The following is a 21,419-nucleotide window of genomic DNA, read 5'->3' on the forward strand; positions in this document are numbered from 1 at the left end:
TTTTGCGACCGCCCGACCTGCTCGGCCGGCGCGGGTGGTCGTTTCGGCCCGCGAGGGACGAGGGTGTCTTTCCGTGACGCGACCTGGTGTACTGAGGTTCACTGGCCCGATGCAGGGGGTGTCGGGCGGGGAGAGGGGCACTCGTGGCCGACCGCGCGCATCCGATTCTCCGACGCTTTGCTGCGTTCGTCACTGCCGGGGCTTTGGCGGTGGCGGGTGCGGTGGTCATGGCGGTGGCTGTGCCAGCGCCGGCGGCGGCCGACTATCCGGAGACGGTGAACCCGTTCGCTATCGGGGGCGGGTTCACCGTGTATGCGCGGGAGGACGCGCTGATACGGAACCAGGAGACGGAGGGCAGTATCGCCGTCGGCGGGACGGCGACCGTCGCGCCGGCCAGCGCGAGCCAGTACACCATCGTGCATGTCGCTGCGGGGACAGGTGACTACGACCTGCCGGTGGTCGACGGCGACCCGACACGGTTCCTCGTCGGCCGTTACAGCCCCGAGAGCACCGGCATCCTGGCGATCACCAGCGCGGGCACCACGGAGCCGAGCCTGCTGGGCGACCTGAAGATGGTGCAACGGGACGGGCCCTGGCAGGCCTTCGCTCGCGCGAACTGGCTGCGGCTGAACCAGAATCCGGCGAACGCCGACCAGACACCGCTGATCGACGCGACCCATCAGCGGTATCCCGCGAACGCCGCACCGCCGACGGGCGCCGCGGGAGGCGGGAGCATCTACACCGTCAACACCTCCGCCACCGCTGTCGCCGACTACGTCGAAGCGAACCGGGATGCGTCCTGGCAGCAGGCGCAGACGTGCCTTGCCGACATCGCCGACCCGACCACCGGGATCGGGTACCCCGTCACCGTGGCCGAGGATGTCGGCAGCCGTGTGGTGCTGGCGCCGTTGAGTGCCGACCAGCCCAACATCGTCGACTACGCCGACATCGCCGGAACCGCTCTCATCCAGTTCTCTCCTGGGCCGACGCCGGGCGTCTCCAACCCGTTGGTCATCCGTGTGCCTGCGGGGACCACGGAGGTGATCGGCGCACGCGCGGACCCGCAGGGCGCGTACTCCCCGTACATCATGTGGGACCTGTCGCAGCTCACCGGCGACGTCACCGTGCGTGCGGCGGAAGCACGCATCGACGGCTCCATCTACGCTCCCGAGGCCTCCGTGACGGTCGATGCCGCGCCCCTCGACGGCCAGGTCATCGGCAGGAACGTGACGCTTCTGGGCGGCGAGACGCACTCCTTCCTCTTCGCCAGCGAGATCACCTGCGCCGCCGACCGGGGCACGTTCGCGATCCGCAAGGAGCTGTCCGGCATCGCCCCGGAAGACCTCCCGGAGGGGGCGACGTTTACGCTCAACTATGTCGCCACGGACCCGGACGGGCAGACCTCGGTGGGAACGCTCGAGGTCCCCGCCGACGGGAGCCCCGTGCTCGCCGAGGAGCAGTTCCCGCTGGGTACCACGGTCGAGTTCGTTGAGATCGAACCGGAGAGCGTCCCCGGCTGGGAGTGGGGCGAGCCGGTCATCGATCCGAACCCGCTGACCATCGGCGCGGGGACCGCGAAGGTCGTCATCACCAACACGGCCACCGCGCAGCTGGGCACGTTCAGCATCAGAAAGTCCATCGACGACGTCTCCGGTGGGAGCCCGGGAGCGCCCTCCCAGGCGACCGTTCCGGTCACGTGGACGGCGACATTCCGCGGGGAACAGATCGGCAGCGGGACTCTGGATGTGCCGTTCGATTCGACCGTCATCGACGTGGGCGTGTCCTTCCCCGTCGGAACGGTCATCACCCTTTCCGAAGACCTGACGGGCATCGACCCGCCAGACGGCTACGAATGGGCTGGCGCGTCCTGGTCGCCACGACGCATCTTCATCATTCGAACCACCAGCACCGTTGCCGTCGAACTCGTGAACGCCATCACACCGGCCACCGCTGAGCGGTCCATCACCATCGTCAAATCCGTCGAGGGTGGGGCGTCCGACACCGGCTACGAGTACGCCGTGTCCTACAACACCGACCCGCCGGGAACGCGCACGCAGCTCACGCTCCCTGTCGGAGACCCTGCAGCTCTCGACGATGTCGAATCCGGTGCCGACACGCTGCAACTCGCCGAGCTCCTGCCCACGTATCAGGGGGACCCGGTCGATGCCGCCGGCTGGTTGCCGCCCGTCATCACTGTGACCATCGACGGCGAGACGACGCAGTACCGGCCTGAGAACTTCGAGGGCGCAGGGCCGCTGGAATCGGCAATCGTCGACATCCCGCTGCCGGCCAGCGGTGACATCCTGATCGACATCACCAACGAAGAGCGGGCGGGAACGTTCGAGCTGGCGAAGGCTTTCGCCGGCATCCCCGCCGGGAGTATCCCGAGCGGGCTGGAGTTCACCGTCCGATGGACCGCGGTGCTTCCCACCGGGGAGACCCAGACCGGCACCGTGCGCGTCCCCGGTGACGGCACACCGCGCAGCCCCCTCGACGACACCGGCCAGCCGATCCTGTTCCCCTTCGGGACCACGGTCACCTTCGACGAGCTCGCAGCACCCACCCGGTCGCGGCTGCGATGGGAGGGAAGGGTCTTCGACCCGACGCAGCTCGTGATCGGTCAAGGCGGGGAAACGGTCGTCGGCGCGACGTTGACGAACAGCGGAACGCTACTGACGGGGACCTTCTCCGTCAGCAAAAGCCTCTTCGGCATCGACCCAGACCAGGTCCGTGCGGACTCGTTCACCATCGAGTACACCGCACACCTCCCGGGGCAGAGCGAGCCAGTTACCGGCACCATCGCGGTGCCCACGGACGGAACACCGGCGAGCCCTCTCGACGCGTCCGGCGAGCCGGTGACCTTCCCGCTGGGAACGACGATCCAACTCGCCGAACCAGACCCCGAAGATACGGCGCTCCCCGAGAACTTCGAATGGGCGGGGGCAACCTGGTCGCCCCAAAGCAGCCTCATCATCGGACTGCGTGATGCGCCGCAGCTCGAAGTCACCAACACCGCCGTCGAACTGACACGGTGGGCGCTCACCAAGCGAGTGGAGGGAACCGACTCCCTCCCGCCTGGCACCACGTTCGCCTTCGACTGGTGGGCCGACGACGTCCCCCAGTCGCGTGTCGAAATCGAACCAGGAGAGACCATCTACTCGCCCTACTTCTCAGTCGGAACCGTCCTCGAAGTCCGAGAAGCGACACCTCCCGCCGTGCCAGGAATCACCTGGTCGACACCGCAGTGGAGCGTCGAGGGGGAGATCCTCACTCCCGATGAGGACGGTCGGGTCGCGCTCCCCACCACTGTCTCCCGCGACCTCGGCGTCGCAGAGCTCCTCCTCACCAACACCGCCAACAGCAGTGGCGGGGGCGACGACGGTGGCGGTGACGGCGATGACGGCTCGGATGGGCAACTGCCCTCCACCGGTGGGGAGCCGTTCTCGCCACTGGTCATCCTCGGAGCCCTGGCCGCCGTACTACTCGGCACCTACCTCGCGATCCGCCGACGAGGGCGGATCTGACGATCCGTCGCGCAGTGTGTCTGGCCTCGAGATGTCTGCTCGCCAGCGCGGACATCAACCGCTGGGGTGAGCGTCGTTGATCTAGAGAGCCTCGGTTCTGCACCTAACCATGAGGCTAGGGGCGCGACGGTCCTTGCTCGCCGCGACTAGAGAACAGACGTGCATCGGAGACCTCAACGGATTCCGTGCCGCCGGAGAGCTCGTGGCGCAGATCGTCAGTGGCGTCGGTGGCGACAGGGCGAGCGGCGGATGGAACGGCGCCAGCACTCTTTCGGCAGCAACCCCAGCAGGGCACGACGAGGCCCGGATGACATAGAACTGGGGACAGGCCTCGTGAGACCCGCGCGGAGGTCTTTGACGAGGTCGATAGTCTGTCTCACAACGCGACGCGGCGAGGGAGAATCAGGACGAGATGAGGTTCGGCGAACTCTTGGACGCGCTCGGCGACATGGTGAGACCCCTCACCACCATTACTGACGCGCTCGACCACGTCGTCCTCCGTGTCATCGTCCCTGAGAGCTTCGATGACATCGGTGAAGGTGACCTCATCATGGTGCCGCCCCATCTCGAAGGGAGCTCCGCGACGTCCATTCTGGAACGCTTCCGGCGAGCGGGTGCGGTCGCAGCGGTGTTACGGGCCCGGGACGTCGAAGCTGAGGACCTCCGGGTGATACTTGCTGCTTCAGGCCTCGCAGTCCTCGAGCTGGCTGCGGACACGAGCTGGCAGTTCGCCCTCCAGCGGTTCTCGACGCTCGTCGAAGTGCCGCCGGACGAAGAAGTCGATGACTTCGTCGGCGACCTCTTCGCTCTGGCTGAAGCCACCGCGCTGAGTGTTGGTGGGTCGGTCGCGATCATGAACGATTACAGCCGGATCGTCGCCTACTCGTCTCAGCCGGATCAACTGATCGACGATGTTCGGCGCGACGGAATCCTGGGGCGGCGGGTGCCGGCGGCGATGGCTGCCACCCATAGCGCAGTGCGCGCGTGGCCTGCCGGTGCCGTGCAAGTGGTCGAGTCGCCCGGCACACTGCCGCGGCTCGTCGCGACGGTGAGGGCATCCGGGAAGTTCCTCGGTTCCATCTGGGTGATTATCGCCACACCGCACGCCACTGATTCCATGCATCGCGCTCTCGCCGCATCTGCACGTGCGGCCGCGCTGCATCTGATGAGGTATTCATCCGTCCAGTCGTGGGGCTCGTGGCGAGCGAACCAATCGTTTGTTCAGGCTCGCCTCCTCGGGGCACGGACACTGGGCGAGAGCACGCCCACGGAGGTCGCCGTGATCGCCGCCCTGCCAGCGGGGGACCTGACCGCGGAAGAAGAGATCCTGCGGGAACAGATTGCCTCAATCGTGAGCCTTGTCGTCGCGCCACGACGCGGAGGCTGCGCGCTCGTCGACGGCGTCGTCTATGCGCTCTTGCCAGTGGCTGCGGTCTCGTTCGAGGATCTCAGGGGGGTGGCGGATGCCATCGTGGAGCGAACCAAGGAGAGCCTGAACCAGAGCGTCGCCGTCGGGATAAGCGAGGTCGTTCAAGACGCGACGATAGGGCGAGTGCAGAGCCTCGAGGCTGCTCGTTGGCAATCAGTCCGCGGCACCGGCGTCGCCCCATTCTCCGAGGTGCGGGCGCAGATCGTCCTTGATCATGCAGCAGATTCTCTGCGCGCATCCGGAATCAGCCTCCCGGTGGTCGACGACATACTGGCGCATGACCGAGCCCACGGAACGTCCTACGCGACGACCCTCCGGACGTACCTGGAGAACGGGCAGAATGTCGCAGGCGCTGCTGCAGCGCTGCACATGCACGGGAACTCTCTTCGTTATCGTCTTCGCCGGATGACGGTCATGTTCGATGTGAACCTCGACGACGCTGACACCCGTCTCGCGGTGTGGATGATGCTTCGACTGCATCGCAATTGACTTTGGTTGAGAAGTGAGTTTCAAAGACACTCGTCTCTCACATTCCTCCATTTGGCTGCGCTCGTCCACGCGAGATGATCGGTAAGCGCAGCTGCCTTCTGCCGCGTCAGAAGTCAGCGCATCGAGCGCAGAGCCGCGCTCGATACTTCACTTGACCATGGAGGTCAGATGTCATCCCGAGACGCATCTCCCAGTGCAATCACCCCGACCGGCACAATCTCACAAACGAACGACCGCCGTCGAGTAGCTGTAGCAACCGTCGTCGGCACCACCGTCGAGTGGTACGACTTCTTCATCTACGCGCAAGCAGCGGGACTCGTATTCGCCACCGTGTTCTTCGGTCCACTCAACGAGGACTACCCGGGTCTCGCCCAGATCATCTCGTTCGTCACCGTCGGCATCAGCTTCCTCTTCCGCCCGCTGGGCGCATTCCTCGCCGGTCACTTCGGCGACAAGATCGGGCGCCGGCCGATGCTCGTCCTCACCCTCATCCTCATGGGTGTCGCAACGACACTGGTCGGCTTTCTCCCGACATACGCGCAGATCGGCGCCGCGGCTCCGATTCTGCTGATCCTTCTCCGCGTGCTGCAGGGCATCTCGGCGGGAGGTGAGTGGGGAGGCGCCGTGCTGATGGCCGTCGAGCACGCGCCGAAGCCTCGTCGCGGATTGTTCGGAGCGTTCCCTCAGATCGGCGTGCCGATTGGCCTGCTCCTCGCCAGCGGTGTGAACGGCATCATGGCAGCCATCGCTCCGGGAGATGCATTCCTTGAGTGGGGATGGCGCGTGCCTTTCTTCCTCAGTATCGTGCTCATCATCGTCGGGTACTGGGTGCGTCGTCGTGTCGAGGAAAGCCCCGTGTTCGAGGAGATCGCTGCACGCAAAGAGCAAGTCTCCGTGCCCGTAGCGCGTCTCTTCGCGCGGTTCACGCCCCTGGTTCTCCTCGCTGCTCTCGTGTTCGTCGGCAACAACGCTGTCGGCTATATGACCACCGGTGGCTACATCCAGGGCTATGCAACGAACCCTGAGGGGCCGCTCGGGTTCGAGCGCGGCCCGATCCTCTGGGCAGTTGCGGCTTCGTCACTGACGTGGCTCGTCTCCACCTTCGCCGCCGGGGTGATTTCCGACCGAATCGGACGTCGCAACACCTTCATCATCGGTTGGTTGGTGCAGGGCGTGTTCGTGGTGACGCTGTTCCCGCTGGTGAACTCCGGAAGTCTCGGGCTGCTCGCTCTCGGCATCGTGCTCCTCGGCCTGGGATTGGGCTTTACCTACGGCGCCCAGTCGTCCTGGTACGCAGAGTTGTTCCCCGCATCCGTCCGCTACTCCGGGGTCTCCATCGCATACGCCATCGGCTCGATCTTCGGCGGTGCATTCGCGCCGACCATCGCCCAGTGGATCCAGACGACAACCGGATCCTCGACCAACGTGATGTTCTATCTGCTCGGCGTCACGGTGATCTCGCTGATCGCGACGTTGCTGCTCCGCGACCGTAAGGGCATCGACCTCAGCCCGGCGAACGAGGACCAGCAGGCGAAGCACATCTACGCCTGGCAGAAGTAACGACCGGACCGGATCGAGGAATACATGTACCCGGAGTCGACGCAGGTGATCGATGCGCAAGTCCCCCTCGCCACGGAACTCGTCGAGGCGCTAGGCGAGAGGGTGATCCTGGATCCCGAAAAGATGGCTCCTTACATGGGCGACTCGTCCCGTGCGACGGCGCAGGGGATCCCCCTCGCCGTCGTGCGGGCACAATCCGCGGATGATGTCGCAGCTGCGCTTTCGTGGGCGCACAGAAATGATGTCCGAGTCTCCGTCCGCGGAGCGGGCACCGGACTGTCCGGAGGCGCAGTCGCGTACCCCGGCGGTCTGGTGCTCGCACTTGACGGCATGAATCGCATCGTAGAGATCGACGTAGTAAACCGTCTCGCCATCGTCGAGGCGGGCGTTATAACCGCAGACCTCGACAGGGCGGCGCGGGAGCACGGCTTGTTCTTCGCCCCGGATCCCGCGAGCGCGCAGACCTCGACCATCGGGGGGAACATCGCCACGAACGCCGGCGGCCTTCGATGCATCGCGCACGGAGTTACACGAGATGCCGTCGCCGGCCTCGAAGTGGTCCTCGCCGACGGGCGCATTCTCCGCACCGGATCTCGCACTCGAAAGAATGTCGTCGGCTACGACCTGACGAGCTTGTTCACGGGATCAGAAGGAACCCTCGGTGTGATCGCCCGTGCGACAGTGCGCCTCGAACCTGTGCCACCGGGCACACCGCAGTCGTTTCGGGCGAGCTTCGACAACATCGGCGACGCGGGACGGGCGGTCTCTGCCATCGTCGCGTCAACCCATACCCCGGACGTGCTCGAGCTGATGGACGCCGCGAGCGTGGAGATCATCGAGCAGTATCAACCGAGCGGCTTGCAGCTCCCGGGCGCCGCGCTGCTTGTCGGGCAGACAGTCGGCACTACCGCGCGTGAGGAAGCAGAAGCCATCCTCGACCTCTGCCGAGCCGGTGGGGCCGCCGATGTCGCGATCTCCGAGGGGGAAGGGCTCCTGGAAGCTCGCCGTCTGGCGAACCCGGCCCTGACGGCGAAGGGCCTCCGTGTGTCGTGCGACGTGGGCGTACCTGTTGGCGAACTCGCCGCGGTGTTCACCGGCATCGAAGAGATCGCTCAGCGGCACGGTCGACGCATCAGCACGGTTGCTCACGCAGGCGACGGCAATCTCCACCCGACCGTCGAGGCGGAAGACACCCCAGACGAGCACCACGCGGCTGAAGCCGTCATCGACGACATCACTCGTCTCGCTCTCCGTCTCGGAGGAACCATCAGCGGCGAGCACGGGATCGGATCCGTCAAGCGGCATGAACTCGCATGGCAACTCGACGAAGGTTCTATCTGGGTGCAGAACGCGATCAAGCGGGCGCTCGACCCGCACGGCATCCTCACGCCGGGGCGTGGCATCTAGCTGTCTGAGCCGCGAATCGAGCGATAGCCGCGAGTATCGCAGCTTCGACCGAGCCTGGCTACTGGTCGTTCAGGCATCGGTCGAGGACTTCGGTCTGAAGTAGCTCAAGAATGCCTGGGATAGCTTTGGAAGTCACACTGTGGAGGGGCTGACGGGAATCGAACCCGCGCTGTCTGCTTGGGAAGCAGAAGTTCTACCATTGAACTACAGCCCCGTACCCGCCCGAGAGCAGGTGGAGCAAGCCTACCCGCCGCGGGCCGGATGGCCAAAGCGCCGCGACCACTGACACAGGATGCCGGCATCCGAGCGGGGCTGAGCGGCCGCACATGACTAGGCTTGTGCCGTGCTTCTCAGCGATCGCGACATCAGAGCAGAACTCGCCTCCGGCCGCGTCGGCCTGGAACCGCACGCGCCGGAGATGATCCAGCCGTCGAGCATCGATGTCCGGCTGGACCGCTACTTCCGCCTGTTCGACAACCACAAGTACCCGTTCATCGATCCTTCGGTCGATCAGCCCGAGCTGACGCGGCTGATCGAGGTCGACCCCGACGAGCCCTTCATCCTCCACCCCGGCGAGTTCGCGCTGGGAGCGACGTTCGAGCAGGTCACCCTGCCGGACGACATCGCCGCACGCCTGGAGGGCAAGTCGTCGCTCGGCCGCCTCGGCCTCATCACCCATTCGACGGCCGGCTTCATCGACCCGGGCTTCTCCGGGCACGTGACGTTGGAGCTCGCGAACGTGGCGACGCTGCCGATCAAGCTGTGGCCCGGCATGAAGATCGGGCAGCTCTGCTTCTTCCGGCTCACGTCGCCGGCGGAGAACCCGTACGGCTCCGGTCCCTACGGCAACCGCTACCAGGGTCAGCGCGGTCCGACGGCGTCCCGCTCGTTCCGGAACTTCCACCGTACGGACGTGGGCGTGACCGACATCGGAGCAGTCGGAGGCTGACATGGGCGACGCGAGCGGGACCACCCCCGACGAGTCCGCCGCTCCCGATCAGGGAGCGGCGCCGGACGCCGTCGGGGCGGAGATCGCTCCTGCGGACGCGGTGATCCCGTCCGCCGATGACGTGATCCCGCCCCCGCCGCCGGAGACGCCGATTCCGGAGGGGTTGCTGACGGCACCGGACGCCGCGGGCGAGGTGCTTCCGGCTCCGACCCGCCGCTCGGAGCGATCCCGTCCGACGCCGTCGATCCTCCAGGGGGAGCAGCCCGCAGCGGCTGCCGACGACTGGGCGCAGCGGTCGATCGCTCCGGAGGTGCCGGAGACCGGCAGCTACCGGGTCCTCGCCGGCGTGATCTTCGTTTTCCTGTTCCTGCTGCTCGCGGCAGCTGTGGTGACGTTCGTGGTGCTGATCACCACTGTCGGGCTGCCGTTCGCGGCTGCTGATCCGAGTACGGGTTTCCTCCCGGTGCCGGTGTAGCCGTTCCGAGCGCATCGACGGCGTCGAGCCCTCCGGTCGCGAGGGCGACCACCGCGTCGAGGGTCGGGTCGGCCGACAGCACTTTCGTATGGCCGAGACCCACCGTCCGGACGAGGCGGGAGCGGCCACGGTGGGCGGCGTGCAGCCGGAGGGCGTCCCGGTCGGTCATCCGCCGGTCACCCCGATCGTGCACGATGAGCAGCGCGGTCTCGACGGGAAGGGGATACGCGGCAGCGTCGTACTGGGAGGCGGCGGAGGCGGCGTCCAGGCCGAGGCGGCGGTGGAAGCGGGTGCGGAGTCGGTCCGCGGTGGGGATGTCGAGCCGGAGGTCGCGGGCGAACTGGGCGAGGAAGGCCTCGGGTGCTGCGGCGCCGGCGACGACCGCGAGGGCGGGGACCGGGCCGGACGTCCGGGCAACCGTCAGCGCCGCGAGGCCCCCGAAGGAGTGACCGACCAGGGCGGAGAAGGGCCCGTGGATCCGCTCCAGCTGCTCCGCGGCCTCGACCCAGTCGCGGATGTCGGTGTTCCGCCCGCCGGAGGCGCCGTGGGCGGGAGCATCGAAAGCGACGACCCGGAACCCCTCGCTGACGAGCTCCCGCACGAGCGGGGCGAACTGCGAGGTGCGGCCCCGCCAGCCATGCAGAAGCAGCACGGTGCGCGGACCTGTGCCCCACGTGTAGGTCGTGACGGGGATGCCGCGCACGAGGAGCGTCCCGCGGCGAGCGTCGTCGTGGGTGGCAGCGTCGGCGGCACGCACGGTCATCCGTGGGCGCGTGAAGAAGAACAGTCGATAGGCGAGGTCGCCGGCGAGGCGGGGAGAGACGCGGCCCACGACGGGAAGGGCGCGGATGAGGAGGGCGGACGGCATGAGGGCTCCTTCACCGAACTATACGAACGATCATACGTATAGTAGGCGAACGATCGTTCGTATACTAGGGGCATGAGGGATGCCGTGGTGCAGGACGGTCGGCGGGCGCGGGGCGATGCCTCCCGTCGCGTCGTGTTGGAGAGCGCGACCGACCTCGCCTCCGTCGACGGGTTGGACGGCGTGACGATCGGGCGCCTCGCCGCGGCTTCCGGGTCGAGCAAGAGCAGCATCGCGACGCTGTTCCAGAGTAAGGAAGGCCTGCAGCTCGCGACGGTCGCTGCCGCGCGGGACATCTTCGTCGAGCGGATCATCGAGCCCGCCCGCGCGCATCCGCGGGGAATGCACCGCCTGGCGGCTCTCCTCCACAACGCCTTGGTCTACTCGAAGGACCGCGTCTTCACCGGAGGCTGTTTCTTCGCGGCGACCGCGGCCGACGTCGACTCCAAACCCGGTCCCGTGAGCGATGCCGTGCGGGCAGCCCTTGTCGACTGGTACGGGTACATCGAGGCCCAGCTGCGGTTCGCGGCAGCGGCGGGGGAGATTGACGTGGCCGATGTCGAGGTCCTGGCGTTCGAGCTCGTCGCCCTGAACGAACAGGCCAACGCGCGGTCGCTGCTCCTGCGGAGCGACAAGCCGTACGCGCTCGCGGCGACCGCGATGCGCGCGCGCCTCCGCATCGCGGGCGCCCCCGCCACAGCCCTCTCTCTCCTCTCGTTCTAGTCCCCGTCCCCGCCCTGCCCTGGTGCGGGATCGATAACGCCCCGCGATTCCGCTTCGGCGGGTCGTTTCTGATCCCGACCGACCGCCGGGTGTGCAGTGCCCTCGCGTGCGGGATCAGAGACGTGCCGCAGGGAGTTCGGGAGGGAGCCGTAGTGATCCGGGCTCGGGGGCAAAAGCGCCTCACCCGGGTGTGGGTGAGGCGCTCGCCGGGGTGGGGTCAGGCGGCGTGGCCGTGACGGAATCCGGCGTCGAAGCCGCGTTCGAATGCGCGCTCCGCCACCCGCTGCGCCCGATGGCCGTGGCCGTGGTGGCAGTGGGTGTGGCTGTCGCGGCGACCGTGCCCGCGATGCGAGTCGTCCCCATCTCCGTCGTGGTGGCAGGGGGTGTCGATGGGGTCGAAACCGGGCCGGGGGCCGAAGCCGTGCCGGCGGTCGACGTGTCCGGGACCGAAGCTGCCCCGGTGGCCGAAGCCGAACGCCGGGCGTCGCTTGCGGGGGAGAGGAGTCTCCTCGTCCCAGTCGAAGGCGCGGGCGATCTTCTCGAGCGCGGCGAGCGTCGTCGCCAGCTCCTCGGCGGAGACGGCCTCGGCGACCTTCGCGCGGATGCCGTCGACGGCGGCGCCGAGGCGCTCCTTCGCCGCGCGGCCCTCGTCGGTCAGCGCCCATCCGTCGCCGTCCGCCTCGACCCAGCCGCGGTCGACGAGGGCGTGCAGCTTGTGCGGGTTCAGCGGGCGGCGCGCGGGGACCGACCCGTCGACGACGTTCAGCAGCCGCCAGTCGCGGCGGGTCGCGCCCTCCGCGGCGAAAGCGGTGGCGAAGTCCTGTGCCATCAGACGGTCGACGGCCTTGAGCCAGAAACCGAACGGGCGGGAGGTGTTGTCAGAAGTGCTGTCTGCAGTGGTGTTCATGGTGATCCTTCGTGGTCTGTGGTGCACCGATGACGGATGTCATCCGACATATCAATGTCACTGTGCATGTACATGCAGTGTGACATGGAACCCGAACGCATGTCAAGCTGCATGTAAAATCGGGGCATGGCCACCGATCCGATCGACCCCGCGTCTCCCGACGCCGCCGAAGCGATCGCGCAGGCGCTCTCCCGGCTGCGCGGACGCCGACCCGGACCCGGCGGCCGCGAGCACGGCGGGCCCCGCGGTGCACACGGACACGGGCCCCACGAAGACCCGCGCGAGCACTTCGCGCATCACCGCGGGCACCCGGGGATGCGGCCCTGGATGGCGGACCCGGGTGGCCGTCTCGGGGGGCCGGCACGTATGCGCATGCTCGAAGCGCTCGCCGAAGCACCGGAACCGCTCAGCGTGAGCGCCCTCGGCCAGGCGATCGGCGTGGATCAGCCGCGGGCATCCCGGCTCGTGCAACAGGGGGTGCAGTCCGGATTCGTGCGGCGCGAGGCCGATCCGGACGATGCCCGTCGCACGCGGATCGCCCTGACCGACGAGGGGCGCCGCCTCGCCCGCGGAATGCGGGGAGAGCGTCGTGCGATGCTCGGTCGCGCGCTGGAGTCGTTCACCGAGGAGGAGCGGACGGAGCTCGCACGGCTGCTCACCAAGCTCGCCGACAACTGGCGCGCCTGACCGGCCTCACGCGCGGGCGAAGTCCAGCGAGGGCTCGTCGTCCACCGAGAGGGACAGCACGACGGTCTCCACCGCGTCGTGTGCCTCGATGCGCCGCTCGACCTCGCGCAACCGGCGAGCCACGTCGTGCTCGCGCGCATCGCCCGCGAGGTCGACCTCGGCGACGAGGAACAGTCGATTCGGACCGACGTACTCGATGTGCAGGTAGGTGACCCGCTCGATGTCGTCCATCCCGAGGAGGGCCGTGCCGACCCGCGACCGCAGCGTGGGAGAGACCGACGTGCCGACGAGGAAGGCGATGTTCCGCCCGATCAGGATCACGGCGACCACGCCGAGCAGGATCCCGACGAGGATCGACCCGATCGCGTCCCAGGCGGCGACGCCCGTCAGCTGATGCAGGAGAATCGACCCGCCTGCCAGGACGAGGCCGATGAGGGCGGCGGAGTCCTCGAAGAACACCGCGCGTAAGGTCGTGTCACTCGTCTCGAGCACGAAGTCCCATGTGGAGGAACCCCGCTCCTGGGCCAGCCGGCGGGAGCGGACCATCGCCTGCGTGAACGACGCCCCCTCCAGGACGAAGGCGATGCCGAGGACGATGTAGGCGACGACCGCACTCTCCACGGGACCCGTGTCCGACAGCTCCTGGATGCCGTGCATGATCGACACGATCGACCCGGCGGTGAAGATCCCGAATGCGGCGATGAGCGACCACACGAACGCGTTCCGGCCGTAGCCGAGCGGATGCCGGGCATCCTTGGTCTTCGCGCCGCGGCGGTCGGCGATGAGCAGGAAGACCTCGTTTCCCGCGTCAGCCCAGGAGTGCGCCGCCTCCGCCACCATCGACGCGGACGAGGTGATGACGGCGGCGACCGTCTTCGCGATCGCGACGAGGATGTTGGCGAGGAAGGCGAGGACGACGGTCACCGGGTCAGGCTACTCCCGCTCGCTCGATCGGAGCGCTCAGCGCGGCGCCTTCACTGGCAGCAGGAGAAGGAACCCGATGATGAGCACGATGACGATGCCGAGGATGCCGAAAGCCGTCTGGCTGGTGGCGACGATCAGCACGGTCCAGGCGGCCGAGGCCATCCAGCTCGCGGCCCGACCGGTCGTGGCGTAGAGACCGAAGATCTCGCCCTCCCGTCCGGCCGGGGTCACGCGAGCGAGGAAGGACCGGGCCGCCGCCTGCGCCGGTCCGACGAAGGCGCAGAGCACGAGCCCGCCGATCCAGAACACGAGCGCCCCGGCGTCCCGGAGCAGGAACACCGCGAAGCCGGCGACGATCATCGAGCCGATCGAGCCGAGGATGATCCGCTTCGGGCCGAGGCGGTCGTCGAGGCGACCCGCGATGATGGTCGAGACGCCGGCGACGAGGTTCGCGGCGATGCCGAAGACGATGATGTCCTGCGTGCCGAAGCGGAACACCGCGGTGCCGATGATGGCGCCGAACGCGAAGACGCCGCCGAGCCCGTCGCGGAACACCGCACTGGCGAGCAGGTACCAGAACGTCGGCCGGGTCCGCGGGTCGCGGTACAGGCCGACGACGTCCTGCACGAGAAGCACGTAGGAGCGGAAGAACCCCACCTTGCGCTCGGGCCGCCCGAGCGACGGCTCCGGCACGTTGAGGAAGATCGGGATGCTGAAGACGATCGCCCAGACTGCGCACCCCACGGCGATGAGCCGGTAGGCGAGGCCGTTGTCAGTGGACATCCCGAACCAGTCGAAGGTGTCCAGCAGGACGACGATGACGAGGGCGATGATGCCGCCGAGGTAGCCGAAGCCCCAGCCGAGGCCGGAGATGCGGCCGACGTTCTTCGGGTTCGCAATGCCGATGAGCATCGCGTTGGAGTTCACCGCGGCGATCTCGCCGAACACCGACCCGGCAGAGATCAGCGCGACGCCGAGCCAGAACAGGGCCGGCTGCGGCTCCACGAACCACAGCCCCAGCATGCAGAGGATGAGAGCGCCGGTGCCGATCCCGAGCCACAGCTTCTGCCGTCCCGCGGCGTCGGCGCGCTGACCGAGGACGGGGGCGAGCAGCAGGATGCCGAAGGCCGCGATGGTCGAACCGAGTCCGAGGCCGGAGGCGAGGTCGGCCTCGGCCGCCACGCGGACCGGGTCGCTGGGGTCGAGGGCGGCGACCTCGGGCGGGAGGAACGAGGCGCTGACGAGATACAGCGCCGTGAAGACGAACGTGAGGATGACGGTGTTGAACGGCTGCGTCGCCCAATCCCACAGTGCCCAGGAGTACACCTGCTTGCGAGGCGCGGGGGTGTCTCCGCGCAGATCGAGGCCGACGACGGCAACGGCGCCGCTGTTCGCTGTCGCCACGGGCTCGGGGGCGCCCGCGGCGGGATCGGGTGAAGTCATGCTCGAAGTCTGGCCGCGGACGGTGAACGCCCGGTGACGGCGCGCCGTCGGTGGTGTCCGACCGGGGGCCGCCGGGTCAGAGCGCCGGGCCGCGTCGGATGCGCACCGGGCCGCGGGCCTCCTCGATCCGGACCGGCTCGCCTTTCTGGGTGACCACGACAAGGTCGCGGGATGCGAGGTCTGCCGTCACCCGCCGCACCTCGGGCATCCGGTCGCGCCAGTCCTCGCCGCCGACCGTGCGGGCGACGTCGCTCGGACAGATCGAGGACTCTGCCCGCTTCCGCGTCAGCGCTCGGATCGTCGCGGCGATCCGCTCCTCCGACTGCGCTGCGGAGGCCTCCTCCCACCACGGCGCACCGCGCTCGCCGAGGGCCGTCTTCGCGTCCTGCACACGGCGGCGGGCACCCGGTTCCGCGGCCTTGACCGCGCGTCGTGCGGCCATGAGCTCGTCGACGAGCTCCTGCCGTAGGTTCTCGGGGATCGACGGGTCGGTCGCGCGCCAACGCCGGCCGTTCACGATGATGTGGTGTCCCTCCGCGGTGCGGTCGCTCTCGAGGCCGTCGTCCGTCATGGGCCCCATGCTGCCGCTCAGGGGACCGTCCGGGACATCCCCTTGACGCGGAGGAGGGTGCCGTTCAGGCGTAGAGCAGGTCGACGGCGACGAGATCCGCCCACTCCGGCACCGCGAGGGCGTCGGGCTCGTCCCACTCGCCGGAGGTGATCCGGCGGAAGGCGCCCTCGACCCCGAAGAGCTTCTCGAGCGGAGACCAGTCGGACTCGCCGGGCATCGGCACCAGGGCTCGCTCCGCCAGAGCCCCGGGGTAGAGGCGGGCGAGCAGCGAGAGCAGGCGGACGCCGGTATGCACAGGGCGGAACGCCTCCGGGTCGGTGACGTGAAGGAGCAGGCCTTGGCAGGCCTCGCCGGCGTGATCACGTACCAACGGGGTGAAGCCGTAGGGGGAGGCGGTGACGCCGGGAAGGGCGAGCTCAACGAAGGCGGTCGTGTACTCCTCGGCGTCGATGAAGGGCGCGCCGACGACGCGGAACGGCACCGCCGTGCTCCGTCCCTCGGACACGTTCACGCCCTCGGCCAGGCAGGTGCCCGGGTAGAGGAGTGCGGTCGCCGCGCTGGGCAGATTCGGCGACGGCGGCATCCACGTCAGCTCCTGTCGCCCGAGCGCCGTGCGTGCGCGGTTCCATCCCCGGACCTCCAGGACGTGCAATTCCACATCGATCCGGCGCGTGCGCACCCAATGGCGAGCAAGCTCCCCGATGGTGAGTCCGTGGCGGATCGGCATCGTCCACCGTCCCACCAGGGAGTTCGCTGCCTCGTCGAGCATCGGACCTTCTGCCTGCTCCAGCAGCCCGCCGAGCGGATTGGGTCGGTCGAGCACGACCACAGCCACACCCGCATCCGCGCACGCTTCGAGCACGTGGCTCATCGTCCAGATGTAGGTGTAGAAGCGGGCGCCCACGTCCGGCAGGTCGATGAGGACGACATCGAGGTCGGCGAGGTCGGCGGGCGCCGGACGCACGTCCGCGCCGTAGAGGCTGCGGACCGGAAGCCCGGTCAGCTCGTCTCGAAGATCATCCACGAGCTCTCCCTCCCGGGCCCGCCCGTCGAGTCCGTGCTCGGGGCCGAACAGCAGCGCCAGCGGGTGCCCGGCGTCGGCGAGGCCGGCGCGCCCGCGCGCGAGCGTCGAGGTCAGGGCGAGGTCGTTCGTGACCATCCCCAGACGGGAGCCGTGGAGGCGATCCCGAAGCGACCGCGGCAGGTCGTTCTGAAGGAGGCGGTCGATTCCGAGGTGCATGATCAGTCGATTCTGTGTGCGGTGACGGCGTCGTGGGTGCGCTGGAGGTTCGCCGAGATCCGGTCGTAGTCGGCCTGTGCGATGCGCGTGTACAGGAAGTCGAGGACCGCGAGCTGCGCGATCCGGCTGGCCATCGCGCCGGAGCGGAAGGTCGACTCCGACACCGCTGTGACGAGGGTGTGCTCGCATGCGCGGGCGAGCGGCGAGCGCGGGTTGTTGGTGATCGCGATGGTCGTGGCACCGGCCGCGGCGGCCACCTCGGCGGCCTGCACGATCTCCAGCGTCCGACCGGAGTGGGAGATGGCGATCGCGGCGTCCCGGTCGTCGAGGAGGGCGGCGCCGGTCAGGGCGAGATGGTGATCGGTGCGCGCCTGGGCGACGAGACCCGCGCGATGGAGCTTCTGTTCCAGGTCCTGCGCGGCGAGACCGCTGGAGGCCGCGCCGTAGATGTCGATGCGGCGCGCACTGCGGACTGCGGCGACGCACCCCTCCAGTTCGGCGATGTCGAGCTGGCGGGCCGTGCGTTCGATGGCCTCGGCCTCGGCGAAGGCGATCTTGCGCACCGTCGTCGCCGCGTCGTCGTGGCGGCTCACGTCCCCCGCGGAGACCTGGAAGCGCTCCCGCTCGGACGCGCTCCGCGTGAGTTCGCCGGCGAGCGCGATCCGCAGATCGGGGTATCCGGGGAACCCGAGGCTGCGGGTGAAGCGCGCGACGCTGGCGACGGAGACCCCGCACTCTTCCGCGAGCCGGGTGATGGAATTCTCCAGGACCGCCTGAGGCTCGGCGAGCACACGTTCGGCGATACGGCGTTCCGTGGGGGTGAGCGCGGAAAGGCGCTGATGGATGGCTGTCACGACACTGTTCGGCACGAGCCCATGATGGCAGGTCGTCATCGACCGCGGGTAGGAATTTTCAGAAACACTTGCATTTCTGTAAGAGATTGCCCACAGTGGCAGTGTCGGCATCGTTTCCGTGCCGCGACGAAGACGTCACCCGAGAGGAACACCATGCGAAACCGCCCCGTCCGCCTCGCTCTCACCGGAGGGATCCTGGTCGCCGGACTCGCCGTCGCCGGCTGCGCGCCCGCAGCATCGAGCGGCGAGGGCCAAGACGATGTCACCCTGACCGTCTGGTCCTGGCAGGCGTCGTCGTCCCCGAAGTGGGAGGCCGTGTTCGACGCCTACGAAGAATCCCACCCCGGCGTCACCATCGAGTTCGAGGGCTTCCAGCCCACCGAGTACAACCAGATCCTCGCCACCGGCCTCGAGGGCAGCGACGGTCCGGACATCGCGATGCTGCGCGCCTACGGCGGTGTGCAGTCGGCGATCCAGTCGGAGCAGATCGTGCCGATCGACGACATCGTCGACGGGCTCGACCAATTCGACCCGACGGTCCTGCGCGCGGCCCAGGGCAAGGACGACGGCAAGACCTACGGCGTCCCCTTCGCCTACCAGACCATGCAGATGTTCTACAACAAGACCATGTTCGACGAGATGGGCCTCGAGGAGCCCACCGACTGGGACGAGTTCATCGAGCTGCAGGAGACCCTCCTGAAGGAGGGCGTCACCCCCATGGCGCTCGGCGCCCGCGAGGACTGGGTCCTGCCGATGTTCCACGACATCGTCGGTTCGGCCCACTACGGCGGTGCGGACTTCGAGGAGAAGGTGCTCGCCGGCGACGTCGACTTCACCGACCCCGCCTACGTGGCCTCCCTGCAGATCGTGCAGGACATGCAGAAGTACCTCGACAAGAACGTCAACGCGATCGCCGTCGCCGACGCCGTCCTGCAGTTCACCTCCGGACAGGCAGCGCAGTGGCCCGGCGGCTCGTTCGACCTCCCCACGTTCCAGAGCTCCGCTCCCGACACGGAGTGGGGCGTGTACGAGGTGCCGCCGGCTCCGGGCAGTGCACTCGACCACGCCGTCACCCCCGGCTACGCGGACGGCAGCTTCGGCATCAACGCCGCCAGCGAGAACCAGGAGGCGGCCACCGAGCTCCTCAACTGGATGACGACGAAGGAGTTCGGCCAGCTCGTCGCGGATGAAGTCGATCAGTTCTCCGCGCTGCCCGGTGTCGAGTACTCCGACCCGCTCATGCAGGAGATGAACGAGCAGTACACCGCCAACCCGGCTCCGTACCTGCTGCTCGTCGACTTCCGCTACGGCGACCCGACCGGCACCGCGGTGCTCGGCCCGGACATCCAGGCCATGTTCCTCGGCCAGAAGACCCCCGAGCAGCTGGGCGCCGATCTGCAGTCGGGCGTCTCCACCTGGTTCACCCCCTCCTCCTGATCCGAGCGTGGTGGGGCGCCGCGACCGGCGCCCCACCACGAGCGAAGGACCACCCATGGCTCTGACCCTCCCCGTGCGCCGGCCGAAGAGCCGGCGCCCCCGCACCGGCATCGCCCTGTCCACGCCGACGGCGGCGCTGTTCGTGCTGCCGGCCGCCGTGCTCTTCGCGGTGCTGATCCTCTACCCGATGCTCGCCGCGCTCAGCTACTCGCTCTTCGACTGGCAGGGCACCAAGCAGGGGGGATTCGCCGGCATCGGCAACTACCTCACTCTCCTCACCAAGGAGCCCTACGCCTCCGAGCTGTGGAACGCCTTCGGTCACAACCTGCTGCTCTTCGCCGGCGCCCTCATCTTCCAGAACTCGCTGGGCCTCGGGATCGCGACGCTGCTGCACCGCCGCAAGCGCACCAAGCGGTTCTTCCAGACGATCTTCGCCCTTCCCTACCTCGTCAGCCCGATGGTCATCGGCTACCTGTGGTCGCTGATGCTGTCCCCCCTGTTCGGACCCGTGAACGCGATCCTCCGCGGAGTCGGTCTGGAGAGCCTCGCGCTGCCATGGCTCGGCGACCCGCAACTGGCGATCTGGGTCATCGTCCTCGTCAGCGCGTGGCAGTGGATCGGCTTCCCGATCCTGCTCTACGGCGCCGCCCTCGGCGGCATCCCCGAGGAGATCGAGGAAGCGGCTTCCCTCGACGGCGCCACAGCCGCGAAGCGCTTCCGGTACATCACGCTCCCGATGCTGACCCCCACCATCGGCATCATCACCGTGCTCACCTTCATCGGCAGCATGGAGGCGATGGCGATTCCGTTCGCGCTCGCCGGATCCAACGGCGCTCCCGCCGGATCCACCGACGTGATGATGCTCCTCTTCTACCGCACCGCGTTCGAGTCGGGGAACCCGAACTCGATCGGGGTGTCCTCCGCACTCGCGACCGTCCTGTTCATCTTCATCATGGTCATCTCCGTCGTCATCACATCGTCGATGCGTCGCGCCGAACGAAAGCTGTTCTGATGAGCACCGCCCTCGACACCCGTCAGGAGCCGACCACCGAGGCGATCGTCTCGGGACGGTCCTCCGCGCCGCGGCGACGCTCGCGTCGCACCAACGACACGCCGTTCGTCGGTCGGCTTCTCGCCAACGTCTTCCTCTGGGGCTACGCGCTCGTCGCGATCGGCCCGCTGCTGCTCATGGTCAACAACTCGCTGCGCACTCAGCAGCAGATCGCCACCGAGCCGCTCGGACTCCCTGTCCCGCCGACGTTCACCAGCTTCCAGAACGCGTGGATCACCGCCTCGTTCGACACGTACTTCCTCAATTCGATCACCGTCACGGTCGGGTCGGTCATCGTCACCACGGTCGTGTCGGTGCTCGCCGCCTACGCTTTCGCGCGGGCAAGGGCGAAGTTCTTCCGCGGCATCGAGGCCGTGTTCCTCTCCGGGCTCATGCTGCCGGTGCACCTGGCCATCTTGCCGCTGTTCTACCTGCTCGACTCCCTCAAGATGACGAGCAACGTGTTCAGCCTGATCCTCGTGTACGGTGCCCTCGGCATCCCGTTCACCACGTTCGTGCTGACCGTGTTCTTCCGGGCGCTGCCCATCGAGCTGGAGGAGGCGGCGCGCATCGACGGCGCCGGACCGTTCCGCACGTTCCTGCAGATCCTGCTACCGCTGGTGCGTCCGGCGCTGGCGACCGTGATCGTCTTCCGCTTCGTGCCGGTCTGGAACGATTTCTTTTACCCGCTGATCCTGCTGCGCGACCGCGACTCCTACACGCTCCCGGTGGGCCTGACCCGCTTCTTCGGCGAGTACTCGACCGATTGGCCGCAGTTGTTCGCCGGACTCACGATCGCCACCATCCCGCTCGTGGTCCTGTTCCTGCTGGCGACGAAGCAGATCATCAACGGCCTCACCTCCGGCATGAGCAAGTGACGGTCG

18 protein-coding genes and 1 tRNA gene are annotated in these 21,419 nt (G+C 68.0%); 11 read left to right on the top strand and 8 right to left on the bottom strand.

Annotated features, from left to right (window positions below):
* Positions 1-143: 143 nt before the first annotated feature.
* The 4 genes from CYL12_RS13435 (at position 144) to CYL12_RS13450 (ending at position 8,409) form a co-directional block, all read left to right on the top strand.
* A complete protein-coding gene (locus CYL12_RS13435; protein WP_158297193.1) occupies positions 144-3,524 on the top strand; it encodes a DUF5979 domain-containing protein in 3,381 nt (1,126 codons plus the stop codon).
* Between the two features lie 412 nt (positions 3,525-3,936).
* Positions 3,937-5,442, top strand: coding sequence for a PucR family transcriptional regulator (locus CYL12_RS13440; protein ID WP_101848029.1), 1,506 nt, complete (start codon positions 3,937-3,939; stop codon positions 5,440-5,442).
* A gap of 168 nt (positions 5,443-5,610) precedes the next feature.
* On the top strand, positions 5,611-7,002 hold the full coding sequence (locus CYL12_RS13445; protein ID WP_101848030.1) for an MFS transporter: 1,392 nt from the start codon (positions 5,611-5,613) through the stop codon (positions 7,000-7,002).
* Between the two features lie 24 nt (positions 7,003-7,026).
* The gene (locus CYL12_RS13450) at positions 7,027-8,409 is read left to right on the top strand and encodes an FAD-binding oxidoreductase (RefSeq protein ID WP_101848031.1); all 1,383 of its coding nucleotides are present in this window, start codon (positions 7,027-7,029) and stop codon (positions 8,407-8,409) included.
* 140 nt (positions 8,410-8,549) lie between these two features.
* Here CYL12_RS13450 and CYL12_RS13455 read toward each other — a convergent pair.
* A tRNA-Gly gene (locus CYL12_RS13455) sits at positions 8,550-8,623 on the bottom strand.
* Between the two features lie 129 nt (positions 8,624-8,752).
* On the opposite strand from CYL12_RS13455, the gene dcd reads away from it, so the two are divergent.
* On the top strand, positions 8,753-9,358 hold the full coding sequence (dcd, locus tag CYL12_RS13460) for a dCTP deaminase (protein ID WP_101848032.1): 606 nt from the start codon (positions 8,753-8,755) through the stop codon (positions 9,356-9,358).
* Position 9,359: 1 nt separating this feature from the next.
* Positions 9,360-9,833 carry a hypothetical protein gene (locus CYL12_RS13465; RefSeq protein WP_101848033.1) on the top strand — a complete coding sequence of 158 codons (474 nt, stop codon included), beginning with the start codon at positions 9,360-9,362 and terminating at the stop codon, positions 9,831-9,833.
* Here the strand turns inward: CYL12_RS13465 and CYL12_RS13470 are convergent.
* Entirely contained in the window at positions 9,766-10,701 is a 936-nt protein-coding gene (locus CYL12_RS13470) for an alpha/beta fold hydrolase (protein ID WP_101848034.1), read from the bottom strand. The genes CYL12_RS13465 and CYL12_RS13470 overlap by 68 nt on opposite strands.
* A 72-nt stretch (positions 10,702-10,773) precedes the next feature.
* Between CYL12_RS13470 and CYL12_RS13475 the strand changes: the two genes are divergently transcribed.
* Positions 10,774-11,421 (top strand): TetR family transcriptional regulator C-terminal domain-containing protein, encoded by a 648-nt coding sequence (locus CYL12_RS13475; protein ID WP_101848035.1) that lies wholly within the window; start codon positions 10,774-10,776, stop codon positions 11,419-11,421.
* Positions 11,422-11,638: 217 nt separating this feature from the next.
* Here CYL12_RS13475 and CYL12_RS13480 read toward each other — a convergent pair whose 3' ends face one another.
* Complete coding sequence (locus CYL12_RS13480) at positions 11,639-12,328, bottom strand: MarR family winged helix-turn-helix transcriptional regulator (RefSeq protein ID WP_101848036.1); 690 nt, start codon at positions 12,326-12,328, stop codon at positions 11,639-11,641.
* A 126-nt stretch (positions 12,329-12,454) separates the two neighbouring features.
* Here CYL12_RS13480 and CYL12_RS17455 point away from each other — a divergent pair, with 126 nt between their 5' ends.
* Positions 12,455-13,015 carry a MarR family winged helix-turn-helix transcriptional regulator gene (locus tag CYL12_RS17455; RefSeq protein WP_233486751.1) on the top strand — a complete coding sequence of 187 codons (561 nt, stop codon included), beginning with the start codon at positions 12,455-12,457 and terminating at the stop codon, positions 13,013-13,015.
* Positions 13,016-13,021: 6 nt separating this feature from the next.
* Here the strand turns inward: CYL12_RS17455 and CYL12_RS13490 are convergent, their stop codons facing one another.
* The 5 genes from CYL12_RS13490 to CYL12_RS13510 form a co-directional block, all read right to left on the bottom strand.
* On the bottom strand, positions 13,022-13,939 hold the full coding sequence (locus tag CYL12_RS13490) for a cation diffusion facilitator family transporter (RefSeq protein WP_101848037.1): 918 nt from the start codon (positions 13,937-13,939) through the stop codon (positions 13,022-13,024).
* Between the two features lie 36 nt (positions 13,940-13,975).
* Entirely contained in the window at positions 13,976-15,382 is a 1,407-nt protein-coding gene (locus CYL12_RS13495) for an MFS transporter (protein WP_101848038.1), read from the bottom strand.
* 76 nt (positions 15,383-15,458) lie between these two features.
* A complete protein-coding gene (locus CYL12_RS13500) occupies positions 15,459-15,953 on the bottom strand; it encodes a DUF3253 domain-containing protein (RefSeq protein WP_101848039.1) in 495 nt (164 codons plus the stop codon).
* A 64-nt stretch (positions 15,954-16,017) separates the two neighbouring features.
* Positions 16,018-17,193, bottom strand: coding sequence for an exo-beta-N-acetylmuramidase NamZ family protein (locus CYL12_RS13505; protein WP_101848040.1), 1,176 nt, complete (start codon positions 17,191-17,193; stop codon positions 16,018-16,020).
* 2 nt (positions 17,194-17,195) lie between these two features.
* Entirely contained in the window at positions 17,196-18,062 is an 867-nt protein-coding gene (locus CYL12_RS13510; protein WP_101848041.1) for a MurR/RpiR family transcriptional regulator, read from the bottom strand.
* A gap of 138 nt (positions 18,063-18,200) precedes the next feature.
* Between CYL12_RS13510 and CYL12_RS13515 the strand changes: the two genes are divergently transcribed.
* From CYL12_RS13515 to CYL12_RS13525, 3 genes are read left to right on the top strand one after another with little or no spacing between them, the layout of a single operon-like run.
* The gene (locus CYL12_RS13515; protein WP_101848042.1) at positions 18,201-19,484 is read left to right on the top strand and encodes an ABC transporter substrate-binding protein; all 1,284 of its coding nucleotides are present in this window, start codon (positions 18,201-18,203) and stop codon (positions 19,482-19,484) included.
* Positions 19,485-19,539: 55 nt separating this feature from the next.
* Positions 19,540-20,496 carry a carbohydrate ABC transporter permease gene (locus CYL12_RS13520; RefSeq protein WP_101848043.1) on the top strand — a complete coding sequence of 319 codons (957 nt, stop codon included), beginning with the start codon at positions 19,540-19,542 and terminating at the stop codon, positions 20,494-20,496.
* The gene (locus CYL12_RS13525; protein WP_101848044.1) at positions 20,496-21,413 is read left to right on the top strand and encodes a carbohydrate ABC transporter permease; all 918 of its coding nucleotides are present in this window, start codon (positions 20,496-20,498) and stop codon (positions 21,411-21,413) included. Before CYL12_RS13520 ends, CYL12_RS13525 begins: the two co-directional genes overlap by 1 nt.
* Positions 21,414-21,419 lie beyond the last annotated feature (6 nt).

Origin of the sequence: Zhihengliuella sp. ISTPL4, from assembly GCF_002848265.1 — a bacterium.
GTDB lineage: Bacteria > Actinomycetota > Actinomycetes > Actinomycetales > Microbacteriaceae > Microbacterium.

Bases quoted from the DNA above. Each gene is read 5' to 3' on its own strand.
- CYL12_RS13480 (WP_101848036.1), bottom strand. From the start codon at position 12,328: ATGAACACCACTGCAGACAGCACTTCTGACAACACCTCCCGCCCGTTC.
- CYL12_RS13440 (WP_101848029.1), top strand. From the start codon at position 3,937: ATGAGGTTCGGCGAACTCTTGGACGCGCTCGGCGACATGGTGAGACCC.
- CYL12_RS13470 (WP_101848034.1), bottom strand. From the start codon at position 10,701: ATGCCGTCCGCCCTCCTCATCCGCGCCCTTCCCGTCGTGGGCCGCGTC.
- CYL12_RS13525 (WP_101848044.1), top strand. From the start codon at position 20,496: ATGAGCACCGCCCTCGACACCCGTCAGGAGCCGACCACCGAGGCGATC.
- CYL12_RS13505 (WP_101848040.1), bottom strand. From the start codon at position 17,193: ATGCACCTCGGAATCGACCGCCTCCTTCAGAACGACCTGCCGCGGTCG.
- CYL12_RS13445 (WP_101848030.1), top strand. From the start codon at position 5,611: ATGTCATCCCGAGACGCATCTCCCAGTGCAATCACCCCGACCGGCACA.
- CYL12_RS13520 (WP_101848043.1), top strand. From the start codon at position 19,540: ATGGCTCTGACCCTCCCCGTGCGCCGGCCGAAGAGCCGGCGCCCCCGC.
- CYL12_RS13450 (WP_101848031.1), top strand. From the start codon at position 7,027: ATGTACCCGGAGTCGACGCAGGTGATCGATGCGCAAGTCCCCCTCGCC.
- CYL12_RS17455 (WP_233486751.1), top strand. From the start codon at position 12,455: ATGGCCACCGATCCGATCGACCCCGCGTCTCCCGACGCCGCCGAAGCG.
- CYL12_RS13515 (WP_101848042.1), top strand. From the start codon at position 18,201: ATGCGAAACCGCCCCGTCCGCCTCGCTCTCACCGGAGGGATCCTGGTC.
- CYL12_RS13465 (WP_101848033.1), top strand. From the start codon at position 9,360: ATGGGCGACGCGAGCGGGACCACCCCCGACGAGTCCGCCGCTCCCGAT.
- CYL12_RS13500 (WP_101848039.1), bottom strand. From the start codon at position 15,953: ATGACGGACGACGGCCTCGAGAGCGACCGCACCGCGGAGGGACACCAC.
- CYL12_RS13475 (WP_101848035.1), top strand. From the start codon at position 10,774: ATGAGGGATGCCGTGGTGCAGGACGGTCGGCGGGCGCGGGGCGATGCC.
- CYL12_RS13495 (WP_101848038.1), bottom strand. From the start codon at position 15,382: ATGACTTCACCCGATCCCGCCGCGGGCGCCCCCGAGCCCGTGGCGACA.